Source organism: Candidatus Sulfuricurvum sp. RIFRC-1, assembly GCF_000310245.1.
Lineage (GTDB): Bacteria > Campylobacterota > Campylobacteria > Campylobacterales > Sulfurimonadaceae > Sulfuricurvum.
Genome location: NC_020505.1, coordinates 1,011,951 through 1,028,467 on the forward strand (window position 1 = coordinate 1,011,951; position 16,517 = coordinate 1,028,467).

Genomic DNA, 16,517 nt, shown 5'->3' on the forward strand with positions numbered 1-16,517 from the left:
GATGAAAACACATATTTTAGAGCTCGAAAACGTATCGCACACATACGATAAGGAGATGGTTCTTAAAAATATCTCATTTTCCATCGAAGAAGCCTCTTTTTCTGTCTTGCTCGGACTGAACGGGGCAGGCAAATCGACTATATTCTCTCTTCTAACCAGACTCTTGAACCTTCAATCCGGCTCAATAAAGATCAATGGATACACGATACAAAATTACAGCAAAGCGCTTAAAGATATCGGTATCGTTTTTCAGGAACCGACGCTGGATTTGGATTTGACCGTCCGACAAAATCTTTACTACTACGGTGCGTTAAAAGGGTTGAGTTTTAAAGAGACCATCGCCTCTATCAAAGAGGAACTGAGCAATCTTGACCTCGATGAAAAACTGGATACAAAGGTGCAAAAACTCAACGGCGGACACAGACGACGGGTTGAAATCGTACGCTCCCTCATTAACAAACCGAAACTTCTTTTACTGGACGAAGCAACGGTTGGACTCGATTTGAAAAGCCGCTTTGATATTCTGGATTATTTGCGCCGAAAAGTTCAAAAAGGGGAGCTCTCTGTTTTATGGATCACCCATTTGTTTGATGAGGTTCAAGAGAGTGATACGTTGGCCATTATTCACAAAGGAAAGATTCTTCAAACCGGCAAGGTTGATGCGATTATAGCCGAGCACAATCAAGCGGACTTAACCCAAACCTTCAGATATTTGACGAGGGAGAATCCTGATGCGTAACTATTTTTATTGTGCCCAAGGGATCATTTATAAAGAGCTATTACGCTTTTTAAAAGAAAAAAGCCGATTCTTTTCGGCACTCGTTCGCCCTTTATTGTGGCTTTTTATCTTTTCAGCAGGTTTTACATCGGCCCTGGGTTTAGCCATCATTCCCCCCTATGAGTCCTATATAACCTATGAAACCTATATCGTTCCGGGGCTTGTGGGGATGATTTTGCTTTTCAACGGTATGCAAAGCTCTTTAACCATGATTATTGATAAAGAGATGGGAAGTATGAAAATATTACTGACTTCTTATATTAATAGAAATTTTTTGCTTTTTTGTAAAATGTTTGCAACCGCCATCGTCTCAACGATACAGGCGATAACGTTTTTAATCGTCGCTTATTTTTATGGAATAGAGCTGAGTATTACCGCTATAGTGCTTACGATACCGGTCATTTTATTCACATCGATTATCCTTAACGCGTTTGCACTGTTTATCTCATCGGTTATCAAACAGCTGGAAAATTTTGCGGCTATTATGAATTTTGTTATTTTTCCGATGTTCTTTTTGAGCTCTGCACTCTATCCATTATGGAAGATAAAAGATTCATCGCTTTTCTTATACACCGTCTGTTCCTTCAATCCATTTACGTATATTGTTGAATCTATCCGCTTTACGCTCTATTTAAAATACGATTTGTCCAACTTTTATATTATTTTTTTCTATTTCATAGTGGCACTAAGCCTCGCATTTATGGGATATAAGTCAAAAAAGGTTTTGAAAAAAAGTTAAAATTTAGCATCGCTAATTTCAGGCTATTTTTCTTATGTATACTTTTGGCAATGACAGATTTTCCTAAATTTGTTGCTAAATTAAAATTGAAGGAGTAGAGAATGACAAAGAGTAAAATGCTAACTACTAAGATTGCAGTAACACTTGCTGCCTTTCTTATTGGTTGTGCTGCTCAGGGCACAGGTCTAACTAACAATGCAAAAAAAGGTGGAGTGAAAGCTTCATTTAATCCCGTAACATATAATGATATCCTCAATGATGATAAAACTGTAGGTGATGTTGTTACGTACGGTTTAGGGCAAAAAGGGCAACGTTACTCGACATTGAAACAAATCAATAAAAAGAGCATCAAAGATCTTGTTCCGGTATGGAATTTCAGCTTCGGCGGTGAAAAAATGCGTGGGCAAGAGTCACAACCGTTGGTTAAAGACGGTGTTATGTATGTAACAGGATCGTATTCACGTTTATACGCTCTGGATATTGCAACCGGACGAGAAATCTGGGCTTATGAAGCAAAACTTCCGGATGCGATCTTACCGTGCTGTGACGTTATCAACAGAGGGGCAGCTCTTATTGACAACCTCGTAATCTTTGGAACGTTGGATGCTAAACTTGTAGCACTTGATCGCGCTACCGGTAAAGTTGTATGGAAGAAAACCATTGCAGAGTATAAAGACGGTTATTCATTTACAGCAGCACCTTTGATTGTTAAAGGTCTTCTTATAACCGGTGTATCGGGTGGGGAATTCGGTATTGTCGGCAGAGTTGAAGCCCGTGATCCAAAAACCGGAGAGATTGTGTGGAGCAGACCAACGGTTGAGGGACACATGGGATACCTTAACGGTAAAGAAAATGGTATCAGCGGAACCTTAAACGCAACATGGGAAGGCGATCAGTGGCAACACGGCGGAGCGGCTCCGTGGAACGGTGTAACGTATGATCCTGAAACTGATCTTATCTATGTACCGACGGGGAACCCTTCTCCATGGAACTCTCATGAGAGATCTGGAGACAATTTATATTCTGCTTGCAGAATTGCGATTAATCCTAGTACCGGTGAAATTGTATGGCATTACCAAACCACGCCTAACGATGGATGGGATTTTGACGGTATGTCAGAGCTTGTCTTGTTTGACTATAAAGATGCTTCAGGCAAAACGGTAAAAGCCGGTGCAACTGCCGATAAAAACGGTTTCTTCTATGTCTTAAATCGTGAAAACGGTAAATTCATCAGTGCTTCGCCGTTTGTTGACAAAATTTCATGGGCAAAAGAGATTGGTAAAGACGGGAAACCTGTTGTTATCGAAGAAAATCGTCCCGGTGTACCGGTCAATGGCGAAAAAGGGAAGACCGTATTTACCGTTCCATCATTCTTAGGCGGTAAAAACTGGAATCCAATGGCGTATTCACAAAATACAGGTTTCTTCTACGTCCCGGCAAATGAGTGGGGTATGGACATCTGGAATCAACCGGTAACGTATAAAAAAGGTGCTGCATACATGGGTGCTGGTTTTACCATCAAACCTGTATATCAAGACCACATCGGTGCGCTTAAAGCAATCGATCCTAAAACCGGTAAAATCAAATGGAAATACGAGAATAAAGCTCCATTATGGGGTGGAGTACTTGCAACAGCCGGCGGAATCGTATTTACAGGAACACCGGAAGGTGAACTTCTCGGGTTAGATGACGCAACCGGAAAAGTATTGTATTCGTTCCAAGTGGGTTCAGGAATCGTTGGATCACCGATCACTTGGGAACAAGACGGTGAGCAATATGTCTCTGTAGTATCAGGTTGGGGCGGAGCTGTACCTTTATGGGGCGGAGATGTTGCTAAATCCATTAAACACATTTCACAAGGTGGAATGGTTCACGTATTTAAACTACACAAATAAAAAAAAGGAGGCTGCTATGAAATGGGAAAAACCGTCATTTACGGATAACCGATTCGGATTTGAAGTAACTATGTACATCTGCCACGAATAATCGTAGCAACAATGATAAGAGCGGGCAAATCATTTTGCCCGTTTCTGTTATTAATTGAGGCTATAGTATATAAGTTTAGTTAATAATAGAAAAGGATAGAAGGTGAAAATAGAGGTATTAGGTTCCAGTGCCGGCGGCGGTCTTCCTCAGTTTAACTGCAATTGTGACAATTGTAAGGGGTACAGAGCAGGCAAAACATCTATCAAACGCCGCACTCAATCCTCGATCACGATCAGTGAAGACGGTGAGAACTGGGTACTTTTTAACACTTCACCGGACATTTTAGAACAAATTCATAATTCCCCCTTTTTGCACCCAACGCTCAGACGAGAAACAAAGATCAAAGCAATCGTTTTTATTGATGCTCAGATTGATCACACAACAGGGCTTTTAATGCTTAGAGAAGGGTGCCCTCACGAAGTCTACTGTACCAAAGAGGTACACGAAGAGTTAAATACCTCTTTTCCTCTTTTCAAAATGCTGACCCATTGGGATGGGGGAGGAACTCATTATCATGAGGTAGCAACCGATGGGACTAGCTTTGAGATTCCGGTTATGCCGAGTTACACCTTCAGAGCGGTTCCTTTGATTTCAAACGCACCTCCGTATTCAATATATCGTGACAAACCCAGAGCCGGCGATAATATCGGGATGGTGGTTATTAATAAGCAAAGCGGAAAGCGGCTCTTTTATCTTCCGGGGCTTGGCGTATTGCAACAAGCAATTATCGATGAGATGCGCATAGCGGATATTCTTTTGATAGACGGGACGCTTTGGACGGATGATGAAATGATCAAAAATGGCTTCTCCACGAAACTGGGAACCGATATGGGGCATGTACCGCTCAGCGGGGCAGGGGGGCTAATTGAAACATTAGATACGCTCGAAAAACCGAGAAAGATATTAATTCATATTAATAATACCAATCCGATTTTGGATGATACCACCGAAGAGTATCAAGAGCTTACACGCCACAATATAGAAATCTCATATGATGGTATGCATATCGAGATTTAAGACCCAAAAAACTAAATTAAAGGACAAAAATGAAAACGCCCCTCAGTAAAAAAGAATTCGAAGAAGCATTAAGAGCAATGGGGAGTATGTACCATATTTATCACCCTTTTCATATCCGCATGTATGAAGGTAAATGTACGAAAGAAGAGATTCAAGGATGGGTAGCCAACCGATTTTATTATCAAACAATGATACCGATCAAAGATGCGGCGATTATGTCCAACAACCCTCCTATCGAAGATAGACGAAAATGGATTGACAGAATTAATGATCATGACAGTGTCGGCGGCGGAATCGAAGCATGGCTCGATTTGGGTACGGCGGTAGGGCTGAATAAAGAAGATCTTATCAGTCATAAATATGTGTTGCCCTCGGTCAGATTTGCCGTCGATGCGTACGTCAACTTTGCGAAACATGCACCCTGGAAAGAGGCGGCGATGTCTTCATTAACCGAGATGTTTGCACCTGAAATACATCAGCAGCGCCTTGATACATGGCCTAAAAACTATCCATGGATCGATCAAAACGGGTTACGTTATTTTCAAAAACGACTTACGGAAGCAAGACGTGACGTACAGCACGGATTGGCACTGACGCTGGAGGAGTTCAATACCGCAGAGCTTCAAGAAAAAGCGTTCTCAATCTTGCAGTTCAAATTGGATATTTTGTGGACGATGGTAGATGCCCTCTATCTTGCGTATGAGCTTAAACGACCGCCGTATTTTAATATTAAGGATTGTCATGCAACGCGAAAAATTTCTTGCAGTGAATAGTCACTTTCAACTCCAATATGAAGAGAAACAAAGCTGTTATGTTTTGCTCTATCCTGAGGGGATGGTGCAACTCAGCTTCTCAGCAGGGGAGATTATGAGTTTATGTGACGGTGCGAACTCGTGTGACTCTATCATCACAACATTGGTAGAGAAATTTTCGAATCAAGCGATTGAATCCGATGTTATGGAATTTCTTGATGAAGCGATGTCTCGCAATTGGGTAATTTATCATGAAGCCTAATAATAAAACCGTTAGCCCCCCTTTATGGATATTGCTGGAGCTGACACATAAATGCCCTTTGGAGTGTACCTACTGCTACAATCAGCTTGATTTTGCCAATACGAAAGACTCTATGAGCAAAGAGGACTGGTTTCGAGTCATGGAAGAGGCACGGGCTATGGGAGCCGTTCAGCTGGGTATCTCAGGCGGTGAACCTCTGCTGAACAAAGATCTTCTCGAAATTGTCAAAAAAGCCAATGAGTTAAAGTTTTATACCAATCTGATTACCTCTGGGGTCGGAGCCGATATCAGTATTGTTTCTAAACTCAAAGAAGCAGGGCTTAAGACGGTGCAGTTGGGTATTCAATCATCCGATGAGCATACAACCACACTGATAACGAACAATCAAAACGCTTTTAAAGACAAAATGGCTTTTGCCAAAGCGTGTAAAGATAATGGACTTCAGTTGATTGTCAACACGTGTATTACACGCCAAAATATCCATCAGATCGGTGATATCATTGAAATGGCGGAGCGTCTGGGGGCAAACTACCTTGAAATTGCTAACATCCAGTATTACGGCTGGGCGCTTGAAAATATCAATGCACTCCTTCCGACTAAAGAGCAGCTGGCTGAGGCCAAAGCGATCACGAATCACTACCGAGAAAATCGAAAAGATATGAAAGTCTTTTTTGTGGTACCGGATTATTTTGCCACACGTCCGAAAGCGTGTATGAATGGATGGGGTTCGACTTTTTTGACCATTAATCCAAGCGGAGTGGCACTTCCGTGCAACACGGCGAACACCCTTCCGCTCACCTTTCCCAATGTTAAAGAGTATTCGGTTGAAGCGATATGGAACGATTCGGAAGCGTTTAACTATTTCCGAGGGGACTCATGGATGAGGGAGCCATGCAGAACGTGTGATGAAAAAGAGAAAGATTTCGGCGGATGTCGATGTCAAGCCTATGCATTGACCAAAGATATGCATGAAGCGGATCCCGTCTGTGACAAATCCGGTTTTCATCATGTTGTAACAACCAAAGTAGAGGAGAGCATCAACTCAGATAAGCAACCGCTGTACCGAAACAAAATCAATTCGATGAACATCATTGCAAACAGATTGGATTCATCATGCAAATAGTACTCACCAACAAGCAGCCCAAAGAGAGTTTAACCCTATCGTTTATAACAACGCTATCCGCAAAATCGGACCAGACCAAAATGCTCTCCAAAGCAGGATTCAGCCTCAAAGAGGGGACGACTTATTTGGATATTCATCAGAGTATTTTGTATGTGGCAAGCCGTTCGCTCCGCGCAGAAGATCTCAAAATCAGTGCGGCAAAAGCGATTCAATCCATACAAAAAAGCAGTTTCAAAACACTCTTTATAGCATTAGAACACTATCAGGATAAACTGGATGTGAAAGCATTGGCTGAAGGGCTTATTTTGGGTGATTATTACTACACCCAATACAAACATGAGTCAAAAAAGCATCAAGAGAGAAAGATCTTTATTGCCTACAGCGGCAGTATGTACAGCAAAAATCACCTCGAAGAACTGCTGCATGAGGTTGAAATTATATGCCGCAATGTTAATTTTGTCAGAGATATCGTTAATACGCCGCCGCAGGACTATTACCCGCATATCATGGCACTGGACGCAAAATATTTTGCTAAAAGAGACGGTTTGGAATGCAAAATCCTGGGTGAACATGAAATGCATGAAATGGGGATGAATGCGATGCTGAGTGTCGGAAGGGCATCCGTACATGAGTCACAACTCATTCACCTCACCTACCGCCCTAAAAATCCAAAGGCTAAAATTGTCCTATTGGGTAAAGGGCTGACGTATGATTGTGGGGGATTGAGTCTCAAATCGGCCGATTCTATGGTCTCCATGAAGTGCGACAAAGCGGGCGGGAGCGCTGTATTAGGGGTGATGAGCGCGTTGAGAGCACTGGATATTGAGTGTGAAGTGCATGGGATTATCGGTGCAGTAGAGAACATGATAGGAGGCAACGCCTATAAACCCGATGACGTGCTGCGGGCTAAAAACGGTATGAGTATTGAAGTGAAAAATACGGATGCCGAAGGTCGATTGGTTTTAGCAGACTGTCTCTGTTATGCTCAGGACGAGATCGAAAATTTTGATTATATTTTTGATTTTGCTACCCTTACGGGAGCCTCTATTATCGCGTTAGGGAGTCATACTACAGCGGTAATGGGACACAATGAGATCTTAAAGCATAAAATCAATACGGCAGCAGTGCAAAGCGGCGAGTTAGTCGGATTTTTGCCTTACAACCGATATTTTGAGAATGATCTCGACAGTGAGATTGCCGACATGGTTAACACCGCTTCTTCACGAAACGGCGGTGCGATAACAGCGAGTCTCTTTTTAGACCGGTTTATCAAAGATGAGAACAAGAAAAAATGGCTCCATTTCGATATGGCAGGAGCATCGTATGCCCACAAAATATGGGGGTATAATCCCTATGGTGCCAGCGGCGCAGGTGTTCGATTAATCTTGCAATTTTTGAAAAATATTACTCAATAATTCCACTCAAAGCTATAAACAGTTCAAATAGCTTAATTTAGGCAAATTATATGAATAGATTATATTAAATTCATCGAAAATGTCTTTATTTTATTAATATTTTTGATAGAATAAAGGCCATGAAAACCTACACATTTGAGTATACGGATTTATCGCAGCAACAGTGGTTGGATGAGATAAAAAATGAACAGAATATTTTAGTTCAAATCTTTTGCGGTGATGGAAAAGAGATACTCCAAGAAGCCTCGGCACAAATTAAAAAAAGACTTCCTTTCAGTGTCGTTATCGGTACGACCACGGACGGGGAAATCAACAATAGCGATATTTTAACCCATTCAACGATCATCGCAGTCTCTACCTTTAGCAAAACAGAAATTACCAGCGCATCGGTGAATGGAAAAGATTGTTTTCAAAACGGAGTCGATCTTGCAAAAAAGCTTATTAAACCCAACACAAAACTGCTGATCCTCTTTACCGACGGTACTACCAGCAACGGTGAAGTGTTTTTAAAAGGGATTGAATCCGTTAACGATACCGTCATGGTCTGCGGGGGAATGGCTGGAGACAATGGTCAATTTGTTCAGACCTATATTTGTGAAAACGAAACGGTTCTTGCACAAGGTGCTGTCGGTGTTGCTTTGCATTCGGATAAGCTAAGTGTCTACAACAATTATAAATTTGACTGGTCTCCCATCGGAATTGAGCATACGATTGATGAAATCAGAGAAAATCGGGTGTATAAGATTTCCGGTATGCCGGCCGTCGATTTTTACAAAAAATATTTAGGGGAAGAGGTCGCAAAGGCGCTCCCGAAAACAGGGATTGAATTTCCATTGATTGTGGATAAAAACGGTTTGAAAGTCGCACGCGCCGTTATTGCCAAGCATAATGACGGCAGTATGAGTTTTGCCGGGAATCTCAATGTCGGAGATAAGGTACGGCTGGGATTCGGAAACGCAGAACTGATTATCCAGCAATCGTTTGACAACACGTATCAGGCACCCTGTAAAAATATGCAAACCTATTTTGTCTATTCGTGTATGGCGCGCAGAAGGTATATGCCCAGTCTGATTAATATAGAAATGGAGCCTTTTGTTAAGAACGCACCGACAGTAGGATTCTTCAGCTATGCCGAGTTTTATCATCATGAAGGGCACAATGAACTGCTCAACCAAACCTTCACTGTCGTCGGCTTATGCGAATCCGATTGCATAGAGTGCTCTGCCCTTGAAAATAAGCCAAAAACGATCCCTTTGGAAAATGACGACTATGCCATAACCGTCGGTGCATTGGCTCATCTCATATCACAATCAGCGGACGACTATGAACAGCAGAAAAAGAAGTTGGAAGAGGAACAGCTCTATTCTCAGAGTTTATTAAAATCTCAAGATCTGTTTATCAAATACGCAGTACATGAAACCAATACTCCGCTGAGTATTATCATGTGCAATGTTGAACTTTACGAAGCGGAATACGGTAAAAATCCATACCTGTGTAACATCGAAGCGGCGATGAAAAATGTCTGTACCATATACGATGATTTGTCGTATTTGCTCATTAACAAAACGATCGAATATACGAAGCATACGATTGATTTAGTGGATTATGTAAGAAGCCGGATTGAGTTTTTTAATATTGTGGCCAAAAAATCGAATGTCAGTTTTGTTTTTACGAGTCCTGAAAAAGAGTTCATCATTTATTTTAATGAATCTCAGCTGCAACGGATCATCGATAACAATCTGACCAATGCCATCAAATATACGAAAGAGAATGAGCCAATTTACGTTGTGATTGAACATGATCAAAGTACGTGTAAAGTTACGTTTAAAAGCAAATCTTCGGAGATAGCAAATCCTCATAAGATATTCGAGCAATTTTACCGAGAAAGTTCTCAGCAAGAAGGGTTTGGATTGGGGTTAAATCTCGTAAAAGAGATTTGTAATAATGAGAATGTCGCTTTTGAATTGCATTCAACGAAAGAAGAGACCTCATTTACCTATGAATTTAAGGAGGCATACCTTTGAAGATTTTATTAGTCGAAGACGATATTATGCTGGGTGAAGCCATATCGAAATACATACAGGCCACAGGGCATGTTGTGGAGTTGGTTAAAGACGGGACACAAGGATTGGAGAAGATTCATAACAGTAATTTTGATTTGCTGCTTCTGGATATCAATGTCCCCGGTATGGATGGGTTAACACTTTTAGAGACTACCCATAATGAGAAAATACAGATTCCTACGATTTTTATCTCAGCGCTAATCGATATTGAAGATATATCAAGAGCTTTCAATTTAGGTTGTTATGATTATTTGAAAAAACCGTTTCATCTGAAAGAATTAAGTCTTAGAATCGATAAAATATTACAATCCAGACAAGTTCCGCAAGCGCATAAAAGGCTCTCTAAATCGTATAGTTTTGACAGTGAAACGATGACGCTGCTGTTTAACAACGAACCCCAGATTCTGCCGAAAAGACAACTTCAGATCATAGAGCTTTTGTCTCAGCATAGAAGCAGAATCGTGACGTATGACATGTTTAGAGACTATGTCTGGAATGATGATATGATCGATAATGCCACAATAAGGGCAGAGTTAAACCGAATCAAAAATGTTTTGAAAGAAGATATGATTATCAATATTCGATCAATAGGCTATATGGTTGAACGACCTAAATGATTAAGGTGAATAATCCCGCGCAGGCGGGTATCCACTCATCCATTTAAGATGTCTAATGTTTTTTCATACACTTGAAGCTTATTGAGCTCATTATTGAGTTGTTGCGTTAAAAGTGACTGAGATCGAAGTTCGTCGGAAATACTTAGGCTTTTATCTGAGAGAACTTCCATTTCGTTAGAGAGTACTAAACTTTTTGATGACATAGTCGTAAGCCCTGTACTCACATTTTTCATCGTTTCACTAATTCCTTCAACCGCCTGAATAATCGTGTTAACTGATATGTTGGTTTCGGAGAGACTCTTTTGAGTTCGTTCGGCCAGTTTACGTACTTCATCTGCAACCACTGCAAATCCACGGCCGTGTTCTCCTGCACGGGCAGCTTCAATCGCGGCATTCAGAGCAAGAAGGTTTGTTTGGTCTGCTATATCGGATATAACACTGAGAACCGCACGTATTTCACGAACATTATTCGTAAGATTTTCTACATCCGAAGAGAGATTTGCATTATCTACACTGCTTTTTTCCATATGAATGGAAAAAACTGAAAATTGATCTTGTACCGTTGAGAGTTGTTTTCCAATAGTATCAATCGAATCAACAGCATGATTGATGGTATCTCCAATGGTTTCAATAACAGGCATGCTCTCTTTCATCTGACTCAACATAGCCTTGTTGATGTTATCGATCATATTCTGACGATTAATTTTTCGTAGGAGAAAATAGCTTTTAAATCCGGCATATTTTTGAACAAAACTATCGATATATTCATCATGGAAAGGTTCATTGCCGATCCGGTAGAAAAAGATCGCGGTTAGTGTTTGATTAATATTAACACCTAGAAGTTCACCGAATGTCGAAAAGCCTGCTACCGGAATGTCTTGAAATGAACGAAGGCTATTGAGTTCATTTGTATTAAATAAGCGACGTAAAATACAGTCGTTGAAAATGGCCCCTATAGCTTTGGGCTTTTTATAGCTGAATTCCGAATAATGTTCTGAAGTTGTTCGAACGAAGTCTGTTTTTTCCAACAGTATCAGTTCTTCACCCGCTTCGATATCGCAGTAAAAATGGATGACACCGGCAGTTCTATCAATTGAAGCAATCGATCGAACATAAATTTCACCGTCTATTTCTATCCCGAAAGTATAATTTGCCAGTTTCACATCAAGCTGTTGTGGAGAGCAACCGAAATGAGTGCATAATGCTTCGATGACATTGATCCGTGCATTGGTTTTGGTATCTATAAAAGCAGAAACAATCCGTTTAATCGGATCAGCGGCTAATACCGTAAACTTTACGGCCGATTTTTTGAAGTTTTGACTTTTGAAAATCCCAAATCGATAGCCCGGTGTGAATTTAATAAATGTGATGACGGCATGGTGTCTTAATACACGTGTACCGTCAAAAATATAGGTGTTTTCAAAGTCAAGTTTTCCGCCCGAACTTCCGCCGACGAGCAGACAAGGGAATTTACCAACATTATAAACGGCTTCCATCAAGAAACTTTCACTGGCAGAAAGGCCATCAATCAGTGTGTAGCCAAGCGTATCTTCATGGTTCATTTTAAAGGGTACGTGAATTTGTCGAAGCTCGTTGGAAATAGCTGAAACTCGGGTCGCGGCATTTTTGGAACTTGACCCGATATCTTCGCTTTTTAGTGGAACAGAAGCGACATAAACATCGCTAATCATCTCTTTGGCAAACAACATTAATACAATATTATCACCCGTTCCTACATTCGATTGGGAGTAGAGATTGGTGATAGGATCGGATTTGTCAAAACTGCACAGTTCTCCGGCTGTTGTTGAGAGAATCAAGGTCGTATCGGGTGGAAGTGTTTGTTTTAATAGAGAAGATATCGTGGAAAAATTAAGTGCCGAAGAGACGAAACCGATAACCACTTTCGGTGTAATTTCAAGACGATCAAGTTTTCCGTTCTTAATATCGTTTTCTCGCAAGGTGATCGAAATCATCCCCTTCTCACCTCGAGCTGTCACATCTTTACGCGTATCCTTAGAGTTAAAAAGACCGAACATACTATTCCTTTAGAATCGACTAATATAACCATTTATTCATACTTATATCTAAGTGAAGTATATAAAATCAAAATAGCATCAAAATAGCTAAAACCCTTTGCTATTTTCAAGCTATAGAAGTAGTATAAAGTATGCTCAGAGAAAAAACTGCGGGTTAAGACTTCCGCCAAGTTTCTTCACAAAATTGAATCAAAGGAAAAAAAGTGGCATACGTAAAACCGACTTACAAATCTCAATATGAGAACTTTATTGCTGGAGAGTGGGTAGCTCCACAAAGTGGCGAGTATTTTGATAATATCTCTCCCGTTGACGGTGAAGTTTTAACAAAAATTCCAAGATCAAATGAAGCCGATGTCGAACTGGCAATTCAAGCCGCAAATAAAGCATTTCAATCCTACAAACATACTTCCGTCGTAGAGCGAAGTATTATGCTCAATAAAGTTGCCGATGCAATCGAAGCCAATTTGGAAGCGTTAGCGATTGCAGAGACTTTGGATAACGGTAAAACGATTCGAGAAACTTTGTTCGCGGATATCCCTTTGGTTGTGGATCACTTCCGATATTTCGCGTCCGTCATCCGAGCCGAGTCGGGTACGGTGGCCGATATCGACGAAACGACGATTTCTCAAGAGATTTATGAGCCGTACGGTGTTGTCGCACAAATCATTCCTTGGAACTTTCCGTTATTGATGGCGGCATGGAAATTGGCTCCGGCATTGGCGGCAGGTAACTGTATCGTTATGAAACCGGCTTCCGCTACCCCTATGTCGATTCTATTGTTGATGGAAGCGATCCAAGATGTCCTTCCAAAAGGGGTCGTCAATATTATCAACGGTGCCGGCGGAAAAATCGGTAAATATCTATCAACGCATCCGGATGTTAAAAAAGTCGGGTTTACCGGTGAAACGACTACAGGTCAGCTGATCATGCAGTATGCAACCGAGAATATCATCCCTACAACGTTGGAATTGGGCGGTAAATCTCCGAATATTTTCTTCGAATCGATTATGGCTGCCGATGATGAGTTCTTTGATAAAGCGATTGAAGGGTTGATTCTATTCGCGTTTAACTCCGGTGAAGTGTGTACGTGTCCTTCACGCGCATTGATCCAAGAATCGATCTACGAGCCGTTTATGAAGCGTGTTTTAGAGCGAATGGAAGCGATCAAATTAGGAAATCCTTTGGATGTCGCCAACATGATGGGGGCTCAATGCTCACTCAACCAAAAAGAGAAGATCCTCGAATACATCAAAATCGGTAAAGAAGAAGGGGCTGAGTGTCTCATCGGTGGAGAGGTGTATGAGTCTGCAACGTATCCGAACGGATTTTATATCCAACCGACCGTATTCAAAGGGCACAATAAAATGAGAATCTTCCAAGAAGAGATTTTCGGGCCTGTACTTGCCGTCACCACCTTTAAAGACGAAGCAGAAGCATTAGCCATTGCAAATGATACCATCTATGGATTGGGTTCAGGGGTATGGTCACGCGATGCGCATCAATTGCATAAAATCAGCCGAGGAATCGAAGCCGGCCGTGTTTGGGTAAACTGCTACCATATGTACCCATCACACGCATCATTCGGCGGATACAAAAAATCGGGCCTCGGCAGAGAGACGCACATGATGATGTTGAACTCGTACCGACACACGAAAAATATCTTAACGTCGTACAACAAAAGCGCTATGGGATTTTTTTAATCGATAGCAGAAAAATTCGAGCGGGATCAAAATTGTTTTGATCCCGCACAGAGGGTATAAAATGAACATAGAACGATTATCCGTTACACCCGAAGCCGCAGAAGTCATTGAAAAATTAAAACAAGAGAATGGTGAATTGGTTTTTAACCAAAGCGGCGGTTGCTGTGACGGAACAGCTCCGATGTGCTACAAGAAAGGTGATTTTTATGTCCCCAGCAGAAATGTAAAACTCGGTGAGATATGCGGATGCGAATTTTTTATCGACAAAGACCAATTTGAATATTTTAGACATTCTCAGATTACTATCGATGTCAAAGAGGAAAAAAGCGCTTTTGGAAACTCGTTTTCATTAGAGATCGATTTGGGGTATCAGTTTATCACGAGGTCGAGAATCTTTACCGATGAAGAGTATGCGATCATCGAGGGGAGACTATGAAAAATCAGATCGTATTCTCTCCCAATCCTCTTGGGTATCAACATCTTTTGATTCATTGTTACTCAGAGGAATATATTGATAGATATTTGTTTCCAGTAAGCTTTTAGCTCCCTTATCTCCTTTTAATTCTCGAAGTGCGGGAAAATAGTGTTTTGGAAAGACGGCGGGTACGCCTGATCTTTTATCGTAGTGTGATGCTATGATCAAATCCGGAAATTCTTTAGACGTTTCTATCAATTTTTTATAATGTATTCGCGGGATTAAGGGCTGGTCACAGAGCATGATCAAAACGCAATCGCACTCCTCCAATGTTGAAACACCACAGGCAATAGAACTTCCAAGCCCCTCTTCATAACGTCTATTAACAACTGTTTTTACAAGGAGATTGTTGATAGAGTCACTGCATTGTTCATGTTTATGTCCTAATACAACAGTGACATTGGGTGTAAATTCCAATGCCTGAACCGCAGCATGCCACAAAAGTGTATGCTCGTTCAGTTCTAATAGCTGTTTGGGCTCTCCTAGGCGACTTGACGTTCCTGCCGCCATAACAAGAATCTCAAGATGATGGTTAGTTAGCATGGATTGCTACCCTTTTTTTTTCTCTCAGTGACATCGGAGTAGATCGGTTTCGATGTGCTTCAATTTCAGCACAGATAGATAAGGCGATGGATTCAGGTGACTCTCCGCCTAAATCCAATCCGATGGGATTATGCAATCTCGGATCCATAAAAACACTCTCGCCAAATTGACTGAAAGAATCGATAATATTTTTCGTTCTCTTCTGAGGTCCCATAATACCGATATAGGAGACCTCTGAATCAAGCAATGCTTTTAAATAGACGGCATCGCTGTTAAAATTATGACTCATAACGACAGCCGCATCGAAATCTCGTTCTAAAATCTCATCTACCTCTTCGCAGTTATTTAACAAGTGTGTTTCATCGGCAGAATGTACATGGGTAAGATTTGACGTTCTTGTATCACAGATAGAGGTTTGCCACCCAAGCGTATTTGCCATGGAAAGTAACGGTTCACTTCCCGGTCCTGCTCCCAAAATCAATAATCGATAAGGGGAATTAATTTTTTGATAAATGAGTCGGAGGTGCGATTCTTCATCATAAAAGATCTCTTCTGTGCGCTCTTCGGATGAAAACCCGTAAAAACCCTTTTGCTCTGTGGAACGGATCAGGGTTTTCTTGGTTCTGTTTAAAGCGTACTCCAGTGCGATACCGATCGCACCGTAGTTTTGAGTGTAATAAAACGGCTCCATCCATAGTTTGATCAGCCCGTTGCATCCAACCCCTTTACCCCAACTGTCCAATGTCTCATCTTTCATCCGCAAGTCATGGACGACATACTTGCCTTCGTGTTTTGAGAGGATTTCTTTGGCACAATGGACTATGTCCTCTTCAAAACAGCCTCCGCTGACGACACCGATGAATTCGCCGTCGGAATTTACCATCATAGTCGCACCGCTTTTACGATAAACGGAACCTTCCGTATCCAAGACATTGATACAGACGATATCTTTTTTATCGTTTTTAGATTGTTGTAGGAACTTGATAAAATCTTTGTGAGCAAACATGATAT

Annotated in this window: 16 protein-coding genes; 13 read left to right on the top strand and 3 right to left on the bottom strand. The window is 41.2% G+C overall.

The genetic code is table 11. The annotated features are described in order from the left end of the window. Position 1 precedes the first annotated feature (1 nt). The 11 genes from B649_RS05230 (at position 2) to B649_RS05275 (ending at position 10,752) form a co-directional block, all read left to right on the top strand. Positions 2–739, top strand: a complete 738-nt coding sequence (locus B649_RS05230) for an ATP-binding cassette domain-containing protein (protein WP_015653470.1) — start codon at positions 2–4, stop codon at positions 737–739. After that, positions 732–1,517 (top strand): ABC transporter permease, encoded by a 786-nt coding sequence (locus B649_RS05235; protein WP_015653471.1) that lies wholly within the window; start codon positions 732–734, stop codon positions 1,515–1,517. Before B649_RS05230 ends, B649_RS05235 begins: the two co-directional genes overlap by 8 nt. Positions 1,518–1,618: 101 nt before the next feature. Continuing rightward, the gene (locus B649_RS05240; protein ID WP_015653472.1) at positions 1,619–3,412 is read left to right on the top strand and encodes a methanol/ethanol family PQQ-dependent dehydrogenase; all 1,794 of its coding nucleotides are present in this window, start codon (positions 1,619–1,621) and stop codon (positions 3,410–3,412) included. 16 nt (positions 3,413–3,428) lie between these two features. Next, positions 3,429–3,503, top strand: a complete 75-nt coding sequence (pqqA, locus tag B649_RS12510) for a pyrroloquinoline quinone precursor peptide PqqA (RefSeq protein ID WP_015653473.1) — start codon at positions 3,429–3,431, stop codon at positions 3,501–3,503. 102 nt (positions 3,504–3,605) lie between these two features. Further along, positions 3,606–4,520 (top strand): pyrroloquinoline quinone biosynthesis protein PqqB, encoded by a 915-nt coding sequence (gene pqqB, locus B649_RS05245; RefSeq protein WP_015653474.1) that lies wholly within the window; start codon positions 3,606–3,608, stop codon positions 4,518–4,520. 29 nt (positions 4,521–4,549) lie between these two features. After that, positions 4,550–5,293, top strand: coding sequence for a pyrroloquinoline-quinone synthase PqqC (gene pqqC / locus B649_RS05250; RefSeq protein ID WP_015653475.1), 744 nt, complete (start codon positions 4,550–4,552; stop codon positions 5,291–5,293). Next, positions 5,262–5,534, top strand: a complete 273-nt coding sequence (gene pqqD / locus B649_RS05255; protein WP_015653476.1) for a pyrroloquinoline quinone biosynthesis peptide chaperone PqqD — start codon at positions 5,262–5,264, stop codon at positions 5,532–5,534. The genes pqqC and pqqD overlap by 32 nt, the downstream gene beginning before the upstream one ends. Continuing rightward, a complete protein-coding gene (gene pqqE, locus B649_RS05260; RefSeq protein ID WP_015653477.1) occupies positions 5,524–6,657 on the top strand; it encodes a pyrroloquinoline quinone biosynthesis protein PqqE in 1,134 nt (377 codons plus the stop codon). The genes pqqD and pqqE overlap by 11 nt, the downstream gene beginning before the upstream one ends. Next, on the top strand, positions 6,648–8,072 hold the full coding sequence (locus tag B649_RS05265; protein ID WP_015653478.1) for a leucyl aminopeptidase: 1,425 nt from the start codon (positions 6,648–6,650) through the stop codon (positions 8,070–8,072). The genes pqqE and B649_RS05265 overlap by 10 nt, the downstream gene beginning before the upstream one ends. Positions 8,073–8,191: 119 nt before the next feature. Continuing rightward, positions 8,192–10,096, top strand: a complete 1,905-nt coding sequence (locus B649_RS05270; protein ID WP_015653479.1) for an FIST N-terminal domain-containing protein — start codon at positions 8,192–8,194, stop codon at positions 10,094–10,096. Beyond that, complete coding sequence (locus B649_RS05275; protein WP_015653480.1) at positions 10,093–10,752, top strand: response regulator transcription factor; 660 nt, start codon at positions 10,093–10,095, stop codon at positions 10,750–10,752. The genes B649_RS05270 and B649_RS05275 overlap by 4 nt, the downstream gene beginning before the upstream one ends. Positions 10,753–10,787: 35 nt before the next feature. Here the strand turns inward: B649_RS05275 and B649_RS05280 are convergent, their stop codons facing one another. Next, positions 10,788–12,788 (bottom strand): methyl-accepting chemotaxis protein, encoded by a 2,001-nt coding sequence (locus B649_RS05280; protein ID WP_015653481.1) that lies wholly within the window; start codon positions 12,786–12,788, stop codon positions 10,788–10,790. A gap of 203 nt (positions 12,789–12,991) precedes the next feature. On the opposite strand from B649_RS05280, the gene B649_RS05285 reads away from it, so the two are divergent. Continuing rightward, positions 12,992–14,488, top strand: coding sequence for an aldehyde dehydrogenase family protein (locus B649_RS05285; protein ID WP_015653482.1), 1,497 nt, complete (start codon positions 12,992–12,994; stop codon positions 14,486–14,488). A 61-nt stretch (positions 14,489–14,549) separates the two neighbouring features. After that, positions 14,550–14,924, top strand: coding sequence for a DUF779 domain-containing protein (locus B649_RS05290; RefSeq protein WP_015653483.1), 375 nt, complete (start codon positions 14,550–14,552; stop codon positions 14,922–14,924). On the opposite strand, the gene B649_RS05295 is transcribed toward B649_RS05290, so the two are convergent. Continuing rightward, positions 14,919–15,506, bottom strand: a complete 588-nt coding sequence (locus tag B649_RS05295; RefSeq protein WP_015653484.1) for a nucleotidyltransferase family protein — start codon at positions 15,504–15,506, stop codon at positions 14,919–14,921. The genes B649_RS05290 and B649_RS05295 overlap by 6 nt on opposite strands. Continuing rightward, complete coding sequence (locus tag B649_RS05300; RefSeq protein WP_015653485.1) at positions 15,496–16,512, bottom strand: XdhC/CoxI family protein; 1,017 nt, start codon at positions 16,510–16,512, stop codon at positions 15,496–15,498. Before B649_RS05300 ends, B649_RS05295 begins: the two co-directional genes overlap by 11 nt. Positions 16,513–16,517: the final 5 nt, after the last annotated feature.